This is a genomic window from Streptomyces telluris (genome assembly GCF_024519335.1).
Lineage (GTDB): Bacteria > Actinomycetota > Actinomycetes > Streptomycetales > Streptomycetaceae > Streptomyces > Streptomyces telluris.
Window position 1 is genome coordinate 85,389 of the sequence record NZ_JANIID010000017.1, and the last position, 14,364, is coordinate 99,752.

The following is a 14,364-nucleotide window of genomic DNA, read 5'->3' on the forward strand; positions in this document are numbered from 1 at the left end:
GCTGCCCGGCGCGCTCCCCGCTACCCGCAGGGGGAAACGGGCTCACCCGTTCAGGTGAGCGCGCACACTGCGGCTGCGCCCCGGGCCCTCTGCCCAGCCGCAGGAGTGCTCCCGTCCGCCGGTTGCCCGTGCGAACACGACGCGCTCCCTACGGGTGCCGAAGGCGGCTACGGGACGGTGCAGTGGGCCTCGGCGTTCATGACGTCATCGAGGTCGGGGCTGGTGTTCGCCACCCGGAACTTCCAGCCGTTGCCCGAGGGGATCGAGGCGCGCACGAAGGTGGGGAACCCGGCGGCGCCGCCACCACCGGTCACGACCTGACTGGCGGGACACGGCGCCGTCGCCTCCACGGTCTGCCTCGCAGGGACCGGCAGGCTGCCGCTCCTGGGGTGGGAGTGCGCCGCCGGGGAACAGACCGCGTACGAGGTCAGGGTCTGCGGGCCGTTCCCCGTGTTGGAGGCCGCCGCGAGCCAGCCGGCGGGCTGAACGTCGACGAGCGTGACGCGGAGCGAGTCCCCGGTGACGTCGTACCCGCCGCCGCTGGGCACCTGGCCCGCCGGGCAGGGAGCGATCGCGGAGCCCCCGTTGCCCGGTGGCACGGAGTCGTTGGCGCTGCCCCTGCTGTGCGGTGCCGTGGTGCAGACCACTTCGGCGTGGAGCTGCGCGGTCGGGCCGCCGGCGTTGAGGCCCCGCACCTCCCAGGTGCCCGTGGTGCCGGGCCGGGGGCGGGACCACGTGAGGAAGACCGAGCCGCCGGTGATCTCCCCGCCACCCCCGGAAGCCACCTGACCGGCGGGACAGACCGCCGGGGGCGCCACGACGGCCTGCCCCGCCGGGACGCTGACGGTCGGGCCGACGTGGACGGTGTGCTGGGCCATGACGTGCGCCCGCTGGCGCGCGGGTACCGCACCTTCCTGCACTCGCGCGGCGGCCGTGGTGGAACCGGCCGCCAGAAGAGCGGCGGCCGCCATGGCCAGGCAACGACGTAGGTATCTCATCTCGGCCTCCGAGGGTCACAGCGACAGTGGAAGACGAACGCGACGCGCCTACGAGCTGCCCAGGACCACTCCGACGGATGCCCCAATTCACCCGCCTGGCCCACAAATGCCCGCCACACCTGGACAGAGGAAGCGAAAACGGAAGCAGCTGCAGCGCCATGAGCGCGCATGGGTCGCTGCCCAGGCCGCTGAGAAGCAGGGGCACTGGGGAGTCGTGTGCGTCGCCGCACCTCACGCCGTCGTGGGAGTCCTGAGCCTTCGGGCGGAGCCCGGCAGGCCCTCGGCCGTTTACGACGCCGACGGCGTCGGCGTCGCCGCCTCCGCGGTCGCGTAGATGTCCCGGAGCCGCGCGGCCAGGGCTTCGTAGGCCGCGTTCGCCTTCTTGCTCACGTCGGTGAAGTCGACCGGCGCGTCGAGGGAGATGCCCGAGGCCGCCCGCGTGATGGCTTCCTCCGCGACGTCGGCCAGTGCCCGGACGTTGTTCGCGAGGATGAAGCCGATCTGGGAGCGCAGGGCGTCGAGGGCGGCGTCCGAGGCATCGGATGCGTCCGTCACCGGCCGCCGGAGGCTCTCCGGTGGTTCGGACGGTTCGGATTGCATGCGTGACCTGTACAGATGCCGGGCGGAACTGAACGCGAGGAGAGCGGCCATCGCGTTCCGCAGCAGGGTGTTCACTTCGACCAGATGCGTCAGCTCGAACGTCTCACGGCGCTCGGCGAGCACCTTGGACCGGTCGGCCCTCCTGGCCAGCGCCTCACGCCTGAACTGCGACCGATTGTTGAAGATCCCTGTCGCCAGGGCCGTGGCCTGGCCGAGCAGCATCGACGACACGATCCAGAACCAATTCCAGCCCCCCGCAGCCATACCGGTAGTTTAGGGACACCGAGGGGAGCCCGGCGGCGAGTTCCGTTTCCGGCATCCGAAGCGTTCCGCGCCCTTGGTCATCGATCACCGGCGCCGAAGCACCGCGCTCCCCCGTCCCGGCTGCCCGAATCCGTGCGAGGCCCGGGCACGCCCGCGCACCCCCATGCCCACCGCCCCCGGAGGCACCCCGACCCCACTCCTTGAACTTTCAACGAGAGCGTCCTAGAGTGAGCGCCCGGGGATCATTGAACTTTCAAGATCTCCCGTCTCCCCCCATGAAGGAGCCTTCGTGAAGTCCACCCGAAAGGCCTGGGCCACCGCCGTCGCCCTCGGCGTCCTCGCCGCGAGCGGAGCCACCGCCGCTGCCGCCACCCCCGCCGCCCGCCCCGCGCCGAAGAGCGCGAGCGAGGACGAGCAGCTGCAGAAGCTGTACCAGGAGGCCGTCGCCGAGGGCGGCCGTCTGGTCGTCTACGCCGGCGGCGACAAGCCGGGTCAGGCCGACTCCCTCAAGAACGCTTTCGTCAAGCAGTTCCCCAAGATGAAGGTCGACACCGTCGTCGACTTCAGCAAGAACCACGACGCGCGCCTCGACAATCAGATAGCCGAGCGCAAGGTCGTGGCCGACGTCGTCCACCTGCAGACCCTCGACGACTTCCCGCGCTGGAAGAAGGAGGGCGCGCTCGAGAAGTACAAGCCGGTCGGCTGGAACAAGGTCTACGACCAGGTCAAGGACAAGGACGGCTACTACACCGGCCTGTTCTTCATCGCCTTCGCCAACGTCACCGCCACCACGCTCGGCGACAACGCACCCGTCGAGGCCGAGGATTTCCTGAAGCCCGAGTTCAAGAACAAGCTCGTCTTCACGTACCCGAACGACGACGACGCCGTTCTGTACTACTTCAAGCAGCTCACCGACAAGTACGGCACCGACTACCTGAAGAAGCTCCTCGCCCAGAACCCCAAGTTCGTCCGTGGCACCGCGGACGCGTCCGGCCTGGTCGGCACCGGCGACTACGTGGCGAACTTCGGCAGCTCGGGCAGCGCCAGCGGTCTGTCGAAGACGAGCATCCCGGAGAAGTCGCCGTGGGTCGCGTGGCCGCAGACCGGCGCCATCCTCAAGGACGCCCCGCACAAGGCCGCCGCCAAGCTGTACATGAGCTGGATCCTGTCCAAGCAGGGGCAGCAGAACCGCTGGAGCGCCCGCACCGACGTCGCCACCCCGGCCGGCCGCAAGAACATCTTCGACTACCCGAACATGAACCCGCTCGGCCTGGGCGCCTTCATGAGCGACCGCGCCGCCCTCGACCGCTACAAGGCGCTCATCAACCTTTACGTCGGTGACGTCAAGGGCGCCAACCCGGCCGACCCCGAAGGCCGGCTCGGCCTGTACCCCGTCGACCAGAACGGCACCCAGGGCTAGGACCCTGCGGTACCGGCCGCCCTACGGACCCCGGGTCAACGGCGACCTTGACCCGGCAGGTCTGCCAAGTGACGTCCGGGGACGTGTCGAAGAACGTCAGGCTTCCGCGCGACGCCGCCTCGGGATCCGTCCCGCGGGACAGCGAACGCACCGGGTCCTGAGCCACGTGCAGGACCGCCGGCACCCGGCGGCGAAGGGCCGGGAGCCCACCGTCCGACGCCGTCACGTCTGCGTGCGGCACGAAGCGGTCACCGTGCTCGTAACGGACGGCCGGCATGGCGACGCGGTTCCCCGGCCGCTCGACGCCGCGCCCGGCCAGGCCGACGAGAAGGGTGGCGTGCACCGCGGCCAGGAGCCCGATCTCGCGTCCTGCCCGTCCGCCGGCGGGAGTCGATGCCTGGCCCGTATCGCCATGCGCGAGGTCTGCCCCTGACGGCCTAAGGTTCCCGGCCCTGGCCGAGCTCGGCCCAGAACGCCGACACGGTTTTCCAGGGGAAGAGCGGTCCGGGGTCGATCCGGCGGCGCACCTTCGTCTCGGGGCGGTCCGCTGCCGGGACGAGGGCGGTATCGAGATCGCTGTGCCGGTACAAGTCGGCGAGGTGGCGGAATTCTCCGCGAAGCACCCTCAGCACTTCCCGGAGCGATTGCACCTGCGCGGCCGGGAACGGCTCGGTCGGGGTCTGGTGGTCGGCGTCGAACCAGCGGGGGTACCGCCCGCGGTTGGTCAGTTCGATGCCGATGGACGGAGTGTTGTGTCCGCGGACGTGTTGCGCGACGCGTTCGAACGGCACCAGTTGGTGCACCGCACCGTCCCGGTCGATGTACAGGTGCCCGCACATCCCGCGCCCGGTCTCGCTCTCGCGTGCCGTCCTGTCGGCTTCCAGCACCGCCTCGTCGAAACCGGGCAGCTCGGTGGCGTGCAGCACGACCGCGGTGATGATGTCGAGACGGCGCTCGGGCAGCCGGTGGTGCCAGCTGACGAGGTGATCGCAGGCATAGCGTTCCATGAGGCCCATGATGGCCGACCCTACGCGCCTCCCGGCTCTCTGACGCCAAGTCAGGGCCCCGCGCCGGCCTCGCTCCCGAGCCCCGAGCCCCGAGCCCGGCTACCGCCCCGGCGCTCCCGCGCGCAGTCCGTCCATGACGAGGTCCAGCAGCCGGGTGACGCGCGGCTGCCAGTCCGAGCCGGGGTCGATCTGCCAGAGGCCGGCGATGGCGAGGAGGAAGTCGTCCGGGGAGACGCCCGGACGGATGGTGCCGGCCTGCTCGTTGGCGCGGAGCAGGAGGCCGGCCGCGGCGGTCACCGGGGCGTGTCCCGGCTTCGCCGGTCCCCCGGGCCTGCCGGTGGCCATGCGGATGGCGTCCGCCAGGCCGGCCTTGGTCATGGCGAACCGCGCGAGGCGGTCCATCCACTCGCGCAGGGCCCGGTCCGGCTCCCGCGTTTCGAGCAACTGGGCCGCCGTGTCGGCGACCTGCTGCATTTCGTAGCGGTAGATCTCGAGGACGAGTGCCTCGCGGTGGGGGAAGTTCCGGTAGAACGTGCCCTGCCCGACGCCCGCCTTCTTGGCGATCGCGCTCAGCGGGGCGTCCGGGCAGCGCGTCAGCTCGGCCACCGCCGCTTCGAGGATGCGCTCGCGGTTCCGCCTCGCGTCCGACCGCAGAACCGTGTCCTTCTTCTCCTGCACTCGTCCTCCCGGCGGCGCGTGCCCGAATCCCGCCCTTGTTAACCGGACAACTGTCCACTACGCTCACAATGAGCGGACAGTTGTCCGCTTGTGCTCACCATAGCGGCGGATACGGCCGGCCGGTGGCCGTCGCGGCACCGGCTTCGCGATCTCCGCCGCCCGCAGTGTTCCCGGACCCACGTCGTCACGTACGCACAGCACGCGATCTCCCGCCCGGCCCTCCACCTCCGCCTCCTCACTCGGCTCGTCACCCGGTTCCTGATACGGCTCCTGCTTCGTCCGCCTGCCGGCCCGCCCCCCTCGGTGCGCCCCGGATACGCGAAAGAAGGCTGATCGTGACCCCACCCCCCTCATCACCGAGCTCATCGCCCCCCTCGTCCACGCACAGCTCCGTCACCCTGGACATCAACGGCGACAAGCACACACTGACCGTCGATCACCGCACCACCCTCCTCGACGCGTTACGCGAGCGCCTCGACCTGACCGGCACCAAGAAGGGCTGCGACCAGGGCCAATGCGGCGCCTGCACCGTCCTGCTGGACGGGCGCCGGGCCGTGGCCTGCCTGCAGCTCGCGGTGGCGGCCGAGGGACGGGCGGTCACCACCGTCGAAGGCCTCGCCGAGGGCGGGCAACTGCACCCGGTCCAGCAGGCGTTCCTCGACCTGGACGGCTATCAGTGCGGCTACTGCACGCCGGGGCAGATCTGCTCGGCGGTCGCGGTGATCGAGGAGCACGCGGCGGGCTGGCCGAGCGCCGTCACCGACGACGTACGGCCCGAAGCGGGCCCACCCCCGCTGACCGACGACGAGATACGGGAGCGGATGAGCGGGAACCTGTGCCGCTGCGCCGCCTACGTGTCGATCGTGCAGGCGGTCTCCCGCGCAGCCGCGGTCCGGGCGGAAACCACAGGACACACGGTGATCACGGGACACACGGTGACCACGGAGCACACAGTGACCACCGAGCGCGCCGCGACCACGCCGGCCAAGAGGGCAGCCGCATGAAGGAGTTCGGATACCAGCGCGTCTTCGACGTCTCCGGCGCCCTCGCACTGCTCGATGCCGATCCCGGCGCCCGCGTCCTCGGTGGCGGCACCAACCTCGTCGACCTGATGAAGGCCGGCGTCGAGCGCCCCGCCCGCCTCGTCGACGTGCGCGAGCTGCCCTTGGGCCGCATCGAGCCGACCGCGGACGGAGGCCTGCACATCGGCGCGACCGTCACCAACAGCGACCTCGCCGCGCACCCCGACGTCCGCCGCCACTACCCGGCGCTGGCGCAGGCGGTGCTGGCCGGCGCCTCCGGGCAGCTGCGCAACATGGCCACGGTCGGCGGCAACCTGCTCCAGCGCACCCGCTGCGGCTACTTCGCCGACGTGACCAGAGCCTGCAACAAGCGCGTCCCCGGCAGCGGCTGCTCCGCCGTCGAGGGCGAGCACCGCAACCACGCGATCCTGGGCGCCTCCGCCCACTGCGTGGCGGTCCACCCCTCGGACATGGCCGTGGCGCTGGCGGCTTTCGACGCCGTCGTCTCGTACGAGACGACCGGCGGCCCGGGCGAGTTGCCGCTGACCGGGTTCTACCTGCCCGTGGGCGACACGCCGCACCTGGAGACCGCCCTGCCGCGGGGAGCGCTGATCACCGGTGTCACCCTGCCTCCCGCTCCGGCCTCCGCACGCTCCCGCTACCGGAAGGTGCGCGAGCGTGCGTCGTACGCGTTCGCGATCGGCTCGGTCGCCGCCGCGCTGGACGTCCGGGACGGCGTGATACGTGACGCGCGCCTGGCCCTCGGTGCGGTCGCGTCCCGGCCGTGGCGGGCCACTGCGGCCGAGCGGGCGCTGACCGGGGCGCAGCCGGGCGCCGAGGTGTTCGCCGCCGCCGCGGACGCCGAACTGGCGGCCGCCGAGCCGCTGCCGCACAACGGATACAAGGTGACGCTGATGCGCAACCTCGTGGTGGCGGTGCTGACCGAACTCGCCGAGGAGGCCGCCCGATGACCACCGCCCCCACGGCGCGCAAGGGCGCCGTCGGCACCGCGCGCATCCGGGTGGAAGGCCGCGACAAGGTCACGGGAGCGGCCCGCTACGCCGCCGAGGTCCCCTTCGCCGGGCTCGCCCACGGCTGGCTGGTGTCGTCCACCGTCGCCCGTGGCCGTATCCGTTCGCTGGAAACGGACGCGGTCCTCGCGCTGCCGGGGGTGCTCACCGTTCTCCACCACGGGAACGCCCCGCGGGTCGACACCGGCTACATCGGACTGCTGGGGGTCCCGCCGGACCCGACCTGCGCCGTGTTCCAGCACGACCGGGTGCCGAGCATGGGCTGGCCCGTGGCGCTGGTCGTCGCCGAGACGCCCGAGCAGGCCAGGGAGGCCGCCGAAGCGCTCGTCGTGCACTACGAGGAGGAGCCGTACGACATCGCGTTCTCCGGAGAGCGCCCGGACGCTTACCCCTTGGACGGCCACATGCCGGCCGTCGTCGAGAAGGGGGACCTGGAGGCCGGCCTCGCGGCGTCCGCCGTCGTCGTGGACGCGGAGTACACCACGCCCGAAGAGCACCACAATCCGATGGAGCCGCATGCGGCCACGGCCCGCTGGGACGGCGGCAGGCTCGAAGTCGTCGACTCCAACCAGGGCACCACCTGGGTCGCGAGCGAGCTCGCGAGCCTGTTCTCGCTCGACCCGGCCTCGGTCCGGGTGCGGTCCGAGCACGTCGGCGGCGGGTTCGGCAGCAAGGGCCTCCGCGCCCATCAGGTGGCCGCTGTGATGGCCGCAACCGCCCTCCGCCGCCCGGTGCGGGTCGTACTGACGCGCCGCCAGATGTTCTCGCTCGCCGGCTACCGCAGCCCCACGGCACAGCGGGTCAGGCTGGGCGCCGACGCCGACGGGCGGCTGCGCGCGCTGGAGCACCGCTCGCTGAGCCTCACCTCCACCGTGTACGAGTTCATCGAGCCGAGCGCCGCCACAGCCCGGGTGATGTACGACGCGGACGCCCACCACACGGCCAACCGGGTGGTGCGCCTCGACGTGCCGACCCCGAGCTGGATGCGCGCGCCGGGCGAGGCGCCGGGCTCGTTCGCCCTGGAGGCGGCGCTCGACGAGCTCGCCGAGAAGTGCGGCATCGACCCGATCGAGCTGCGCGTGCGCAACGAGCCCGAACGGGGTCCCGTGTCCGGCCTGCCCTTCAGCGGCCGCCACCTGCTCGCCTGCTTCCGGGAGGGCGCCCGCCGGTTCGGCTGGGCGGACCGCGATCCCCGCCCGGGCGTGCGCCGCGACGGGCGCTGGCTGCTCGGCACCGGCACGGCGGCGGCCTCCTTCCCGGTGATGGCCCGGCCGTCGACCGCGGCCGTGACGGCGGAGGCGGATGGGACCTTCACCGTACGGATCTCCGCGGCGGACATCGGCACCGGCGCACGGACCGCGCTCACCCAGGTGGCCGCCGACGCGCTGGAGACCGGGCCGGACCGCGTCCGGGTGCGGATCGGGGACAGCGACTTCGGACCGGCGATGATCGCCGGGGGTTCGATGGGCACCCGCTCCTGGGCGTGGGCGATCACCGCCGCGGCCGCCGCGCTGCGCGAGCGGCTCGCACCGGGCACCGACGTCCCGCCGCAGGGGATCACGGTGCGGTCGGACACCACCGCGGCCGTCGACGCCCTCCCGCCGAAGGAACGGCACTCCTTCGGCGCGCAGTTCGCCGAGGTCGCCGTCGACGCCGGAACCGGCGAGGTACGGGTGCGGCGCATGCTCGGCGTCTTCGCGGCCGGCCGGATCGTCAACCCGCTCACCGCCCGCAACCAGTTCGTCGGCGGAATGACCTGGGGCATCTCCATGGCCCTGCACGAAGAGGCCGTCCGGGACCGCGCCTCCGGCGGCCACTACGGCGCCGACCTCGCGGGATACCACGTCGCCACGCACGCCGACGTCCCGCACATCGAGGCGGACTGGATCGACGACCCCGCCCCGGACCCGGACGACCCGGTCGGCATCAACGGCATAGGCGAGATCGGCGTCGTGGGCGCCGCGGCGGCCGTCGCCAACGCGGTCTGGCACGCGACGGGCGTACGCCACCGGAGCCTGCCCATCCGGCCGGACCGCGTCATCCGGGCCGGGACGAGCACGGGGGAACGGCATGCTTGACATCGCCGGGGAGCTGCACCGCTGGGCCGGGCAGGGCCGGGAGTTCGCCGTCGCCACCGTCGTGGCCGTCAGCGGGAGCGCCCCGCGCGGCCCCGGCGCCGCCCTCGCCGTCGACGGCGGGGGCACGGTCGTCGGCTCGGTCTCCGGGGGCTGCGTCGAGGGGGCGGTGTACGAGCTGTGCCGGCAGGCGCTGGCGGACGGTGAGACGGTCGTCGAACGCTTCGGCTACAGCGACGAGGACGCCTTCGCGACCGGGCTCACCTGCGGCGGGGTCATCGACGTCATGGTCACGCCGGTCGTCGCGGGCGCCCCGTGGCGGACGGCGTTCCGGTCGGCGCTGTCGGCCGTCGCCGCGGGCGGGCCGGTGGCGGTCGCGCGGGTCGTCCGGGGCCCGGCCGGTCTCCTCGGCGGGCTCCTGCTCGTGCGCGGCACCGGAGCGTACGAAGGCACCCTCGGCGGCCGTGCGGAACTGGACCGGACGGCGGCGGCCGAGGCCCGGGCCGTGCTGGACACCGGCCGCACCGGCACGGTCGAGCTCTCGGAGGACGGGTCGCACTGCCCCGGTGGTCTGACCCTGCTCGTCGAAGCGAGCGTGCCACCGCCCCGCATGATCGTCTTCGGTGCGGTCGACTTCGCCGCGGCGCTCGTGCGCGCGGGCAAGTTCCTCGGCTACCACGTGACCGTGTGCGACGCCCGCCCCGTCTTCGCGACCCGGGCCCGCTTCCCCGGGGCCGACGACGTCGTGGTCGACTGGCCGCACCGCTACCTGCGGCGCACCGCCGTCGACGCGCGCACGGTCCTGTGCGTGCTCACCCACGACGCCAAGTTCGACGTGCCCCTGTTGCAGGAGGCGCTGCGGATGCCGGTCGCGTTCGTCGGCGCGATGGGCTCGCGCCGCACCCATGCGGACCGCGACCGGCGGCTGCGCGACGCGGGCGTGACCGACCGGGAGCTGGCCCGGCTGCGGTCGCCGATCGGCCTCGACCTCGGCGCCCGTACGCCCGAGGAGACGGCGCTGTCGATCGCGGCGGAGATCGTGGCGGCCCGGCGGGGCGGGACGGGGGCCCCCCTGACCGGATCGGGCACGCCCATTCACCGCGCCGCCGGGGGAGAGCGGAGGGCTGAGGCGGCCGCCTGAAGACCTTGCGTCGCCGGTCACCCTTCAGCCTGCGGTCTCCGGCGGATACGCCGCGGGGCCGGTCCGGAGCCGGTGTGCGTCCATCGGGTGAGCGTCCGCGTGTCCGGTGCCGCAGGGCGCACAGGAGCGACCACTCTTCCTGGACAGGTCCGCCCGCGCGGGCACGAGGAGGGCGGTCGTCCCACCCGGCATCCGGGCGGCGCGGACGTCACGTCGGCGCACGGCGCGCCGCCGCGGGCCGGAGGAGGGACTGTGAGCGGAAGCGGCGGGTGGGCGGTGGCCGCGGTGTCGGCCGTCACCGGTGGGTACGCGCTGGTCTCCCGGCGGCTGGCCGCGACCGTCGTGTCGGCCCCGATGGTGTTCACCGCCGCGGGCGTGCTCATCGGCCCGGTCGGCCTCGGGCTGCTGGATCTGGAGCGCGACACCGGGCCGGTGCTCGCCCTCGCCGAGGTGGCACTGGCGCTGGTCCTGTTCACCGACGCCGCCACCGTCCGTTCGGAGGAGTTCCGCAACGGCTGGTTCCTGCCCGTCCGTCTCCTCGCCGTCGGGCTGCCGCTGACCATCGCGGGCGGCGGGCTCCTCGCGTGGGCGCTGCTGCCGGGCCTGACGGGGTGGGAGTTGCTGCTCGTCGGGGTGGTCCTCGCGCCCACCGACGCGTCGGTGGGCAAGGCCGCCGTGTTCGCGCGGCGCATCCCCGCGGTGGTGCGGCACGGGCTCAACGCCGAGTGCGGGCTGAACGAGTGCCTGGTCCTGCCGGTCTTCGCCGTCCTCCTCGCCGGACTGCCCGGGACGGCGGCCTCTCACCAGGGGGTGGCGGGGATCCTCCGGCAGGTGCTGCTGCTCAGCCCCGCGCTGGGCCTGGCGGCCGGGGGGCTGGGCGGGGTGCTGCTGTCCAGGTCGTGGGCCGCCGGGCGGGTCACCGACGACTGGCGCCGCATCCTCCCGCTCGCCCTCGCCGCGGGGGCGGGCGCTCTCGCGGCGGCCACGGGCGGCAGTCCCTTCGTCGCCGCGTGGGTGGCGGGGTTCGCCTTCGCGGCCGCCCTGCGCGCGGGACCGCCGCCGGAGGCCGTACCGGCCGCTCAGGACGTCGAGGACGCCGAGGACGCCGAGGACGACACCCTCGAGTCCGTGGAGCACCTGGCGGCCTTCCTGGCCTCGCTGACCTTCCTGGTCTTCGGCGCGGTGCTGCTCGGCCCCGCACTCCAGCACCTGAGCCGGCACGTCGTCGCGTACGCGGTGCTGAGCCTGACGGCCGTGCGCATGCTGCCCACCGCCCTCGCGCTCGCGGGCAGCCGGCTGAGTCCCCCGACCCTGGCCTACACCGGATGGTTCGGGCCCCGCGGCCTGCCCTCCCTCGTCCTCGGGCTGCTCGTGGCGGCCGAGAAGGCGCCCGGAGCCCGGCTCATGGGCACGGTCATCGCGGTCACCGTCGGGCTCGGCATCCTCCTGCACGGCGTCTCGTCCGTCCCTCTCGCCGACCGGTACGGCCGGTGGTACGAGCGGGCCAAGGCCCGTCGGCCGTCCCTGCGGGAGGCCGTGTCCGACAGGGTGACCGGAGAGCACGTCGTACCCGAGTGGAAGAACCGGTGACCTCGGGCCGGCGGAAGAGCCGGTGGCGCCGGACCGGCGGGCACGGACGTGTCACGCCCGCCGGGCCGCGACACGGCCGCGGCGCACGGCCTCGCCGAGCGCCCGGAAGTCGAGCTCGTTCCGGTCGGCGTAGGCCTCGGCGAACTCGGCCGCGGCCCGGTCGAAGGTCTCGCCGCCGCCCAGGTACGCGGCGATCGCGATCCGGTCGCCGGAACGGGCGTGGGCGCGGGCCAGGGTGGCACCGCACAGCTCCCCGTAGAGCTGCAGCTGGCCGGGCGACATCGTCTCCGGCCGGGCGCTCCCCTTCCAGTCGCGCAGCTGCCGGACGTAGAAGTCGCGCCGGCGCCCGTCTATCCCTTCGGCACGCTCCCATCCGAGGAGGATGTCGCCGACGGCCTGCATCAAGCGCTGTCCGCAGACCACGCGCTGTCCTTCGTTGCCGTACGCGCTCGGGCTCGTGTACGGCGCCAGCACCGACGGACCCGCCTCCTTGGCCTGCAGGAACAGTGGATCGTCTTCGTCCCTGCCGAGCATCAGCACGATCCAGCAGCGGGTGCCGACGCTTCCGACGCCCACGACCTTGCGCGCGGCGTCGGCCATGCGGAACCGGCTCAGGAGGTACCGGCGGTCGGAGGCGAGGCTGCGGCCGTAGGCCTCGACGAGCAGGTGGAGGCGTTCCTCGAGTTCGGCCCGCCGGTCCTCGGTCATCAGATCGCTCAGCGGGACGAGCAGGGGCGGATCGGCGGCGATCCGCCGGGCGCCGTCGACGACCGTGGTGAGCCGTTGGAAGGCCTGCAGGTGGTCTCGGTGACGTGCGGTTTCCATCGCCCGGGAGACCCGGTGGCGCTCCTGCTTGCCGAGCCGGTCGGCGAAGAGCACGCGCAGGCGTTCGGCGTCGAAGTGCGCGTACCAGACGTCGAGGTTGCGCATCTCGGCGAAACCGCGCATCGCCTGCCGGTAGGACCGCACGCTGCCGCGGACGACGTCCGCGCGCCGTTTCCGCGAGAAGCCGTTCTCCCGTCCCGCGACGGCCAGGCTGGCGGCCAGCCGCTCGACGTCCCACTCCCACGGCCCGGGCAGGGTCTCGTCGAAGTCGTTGACGTCGAAGACCAGGTGGCGCTCGGGCGAGGCGAAGAGGCCGAAGTTCAGCAGGTGGGCGTCTCCGCACAGCTGCGCCTCGATCCCGGTGGTGGGCCGGGCACCCAGGTCCGCGGCCATGACGGCCGCGGCGCCGCGGTAGAACGCGAACGGCGACTCCAGCATCCTGCCGTAGCGGATCGGGACGAGTTCCGGCACGCGGTCGGCGCTCTGCCGCTTGAGGATCTCCACGGGGTCGCCCCGGTCGGCCGGGGGCTCGAACCGGGCGTGGGCCGAGCGCGGCATCCGGTGGCGGGCCGCCTTGCCGCACGCCGCGCGTTCGCCCGGCGTCGGACGGGGTTCCTGCGCGCTCGAAGAAGCCATGTCCGTCACTCCTCGTCCCCTCCTCGCCGCCCCCGCGACCGGCGGTGCACGAACCAGACGCCCGCCGCGAACAGGGAGACCGCGACGAGGACGAGCAGGCACGTCCCCCAGAACCCGCCGGTCAGCCGGAGCCCCGCCACGGCGGCCACGGCCGCGACCACGAAGGGCACGACCGCGAGGGCCACGACGCGCAGCACGGCGGCGACACCGGCCACCGTGGGCACCCGGACGATCCGTTTGCGATGTCCGCCCCACTGCTCCGCGGCGTCGGGGGTGTAGTAGCGCACGGTCTTCGCGCCCAGTCGCAGGGTGTTCTGCCGGTAGATCACCGCGAGGGCGGGCACCCAGATCAGCGGCAGCACCATGCCCACGAGGAACAGGGCCACGATCAGGGCCGTCGAGACCACCTGCCGGAGCCGGCTGCGCTTCTCGCCCCCGCCCACGATGCCGAGGAGCGCCGCCATCCTGACGAGCAGCGACCAGCGTGTCCGCCGGGGGATCCGTCCCCGGCCCCCGGGCGGGTGGCGCTTCGTCTCGCTCAGGGCCCGGGCGGCCTCCTCGGTCGACGGGTACACGTCCTGAAGGACCAGCAGGTCCGCCACGCGGTTCTCGCCCCGGGGGTCGTGTCCGGCGAGGACGGCCAGTTCGATCACCATCTGGGCCTGGGAGAGCAGGGCCGCGACGAAGCTGACGGGCATGGTGATCATGAACGGCCCGCCCAGCACGGCGCCGTCGGCGATCGTGAGGCGCGTTCCGTGGGCGATGACGTCCCGGCGGAGCTCGTCGTCCCCGGCCAGGGGCTTGCGCTGCTTCCGGCGGGCCACGTAGGCGTCGGCCCGGGGCCCGAAGCGCCTCACCGCGAAGAGGGCCAGCTGCTCGGGCATGTGCTGCGGGTCCGCCCAGATCATCGGCAGCAGCGCCTGGGCCTGTACCGTCGCCGACTCGGCCGTACGGGCCTGTCGTGATCCTTCGGTGGTACGTCCGCCGCCGTTCATCGGTCCCACTGTGGGCCCGGCACGCCGGGCCCGCCTCACCCGTTGCGGGTGAGGTGGTCGCCGCCCGCCGCAGGCGGCGACC

The 14,364-nt window shown here is 73.3% G+C and carries 13 protein-coding genes; 7 read left to right on the forward strand and 6 right to left on the reverse strand.

Annotated features, from left to right (window positions below):
* Positions 1-167: 167 nt before the first annotated feature.
* Positions 168-998, reverse strand: a complete 831-nt coding sequence (locus NQU55_RS19380; protein ID WP_168094695.1) for a hypothetical protein — start codon at positions 996-998, stop codon at positions 168-170.
* A 288-nt stretch (positions 999-1,286) separates the two neighbouring features.
* Positions 1,287-1,862, reverse strand: coding sequence for a hypothetical protein (locus NQU55_RS19385; RefSeq protein ID WP_168094696.1), 576 nt, complete (start codon positions 1,860-1,862; stop codon positions 1,287-1,289).
* A gap of 289 nt (positions 1,863-2,151) precedes the next feature.
* Between NQU55_RS19385 and NQU55_RS19390 the strand changes: the two genes are divergently transcribed.
* Positions 2,152-3,282, forward strand: coding sequence for an ABC transporter substrate-binding protein (locus NQU55_RS19390; RefSeq protein ID WP_256790900.1), 1,131 nt, complete (start codon positions 2,152-2,154; stop codon positions 3,280-3,282).
* 166 nt (positions 3,283-3,448) lie between these two features.
* Entirely contained in the window at positions 3,449-3,715 is a 267-nt protein-coding gene (locus NQU55_RS19395) for a hypothetical protein (protein WP_168097159.1), read from the forward strand.
* Positions 3,716-3,719: 4 nt separating this feature from the next.
* Here the strand turns inward: NQU55_RS19395 and NQU55_RS19400 are convergent, their stop codons facing one another.
* Positions 3,720-4,289 (reverse strand): N-acetylmuramoyl-L-alanine amidase, encoded by a 570-nt coding sequence (locus tag NQU55_RS19400; RefSeq protein ID WP_256790901.1) that lies wholly within the window; start codon positions 4,287-4,289, stop codon positions 3,720-3,722.
* Between the two features lie 99 nt (positions 4,290-4,388).
* The gene (locus NQU55_RS19405; protein ID WP_168093925.1) at positions 4,389-4,967 is read right to left on the reverse strand and encodes a TetR/AcrR family transcriptional regulator; all 579 of its coding nucleotides are present in this window, start codon (positions 4,965-4,967) and stop codon (positions 4,389-4,391) included.
* Positions 4,968-5,302: 335 nt separating this feature from the next.
* Between NQU55_RS19405 and NQU55_RS19410 the strand changes: the two genes are divergently transcribed.
* The 5 genes from NQU55_RS19410 (at position 5,303) to NQU55_RS19430 (ending at position 11,826) form a co-directional block, all read left to right on the forward strand.
* Positions 5,303-5,971, forward strand: a complete 669-nt coding sequence (locus NQU55_RS19410) for a 2Fe-2S iron-sulfur cluster-binding protein (protein ID WP_168093924.1) — start codon at positions 5,303-5,305, stop codon at positions 5,969-5,971.
* Positions 5,968-6,960: an FAD binding domain-containing protein gene (locus NQU55_RS19415; protein WP_168093923.1), complete on the forward strand. Its 993-nt coding sequence runs from the start codon at positions 5,968-5,970 to the stop codon at positions 6,958-6,960. The genes NQU55_RS19410 and NQU55_RS19415 overlap by 4 nt, the downstream gene beginning before the upstream one ends.
* Positions 6,957-9,098, forward strand: coding sequence for a xanthine dehydrogenase family protein molybdopterin-binding subunit (locus tag NQU55_RS19420; protein ID WP_168093922.1), 2,142 nt, complete (start codon positions 6,957-6,959; stop codon positions 9,096-9,098). Before NQU55_RS19415 ends, NQU55_RS19420 begins: the two co-directional genes overlap by 4 nt.
* Positions 9,091-10,236, forward strand: coding sequence for an XdhC family protein (locus NQU55_RS19425; RefSeq protein ID WP_168093921.1), 1,146 nt, complete (start codon positions 9,091-9,093; stop codon positions 10,234-10,236). The genes NQU55_RS19420 and NQU55_RS19425 overlap by 8 nt, the downstream gene beginning before the upstream one ends.
* A 252-nt stretch (positions 10,237-10,488) precedes the next feature.
* Complete coding sequence (locus tag NQU55_RS19430) at positions 10,489-11,826, forward strand: cation:proton antiporter domain-containing protein (RefSeq protein ID WP_168093920.1); 1,338 nt, start codon at positions 10,489-10,491, stop codon at positions 11,824-11,826.
* A 51-nt stretch (positions 11,827-11,877) separates the two neighbouring features.
* Here NQU55_RS19430 and NQU55_RS19435 read toward each other — a convergent pair whose 3' ends face one another.
* The gene (locus tag NQU55_RS19435; RefSeq protein ID WP_168093919.1) at positions 11,878-13,287 is read right to left on the reverse strand and encodes a DUF2252 domain-containing protein; all 1,410 of its coding nucleotides are present in this window, start codon (positions 13,285-13,287) and stop codon (positions 11,878-11,880) included.
* Between the two features lie 5 nt (positions 13,288-13,292).
* Positions 13,293-14,282: a hypothetical protein gene (locus tag NQU55_RS19440; protein ID WP_168093918.1), complete on the reverse strand. Its 990-nt coding sequence runs from the start codon at positions 14,280-14,282 to the stop codon at positions 13,293-13,295.
* Between the last annotated feature and the right edge of the window lie 82 nt (positions 14,283-14,364).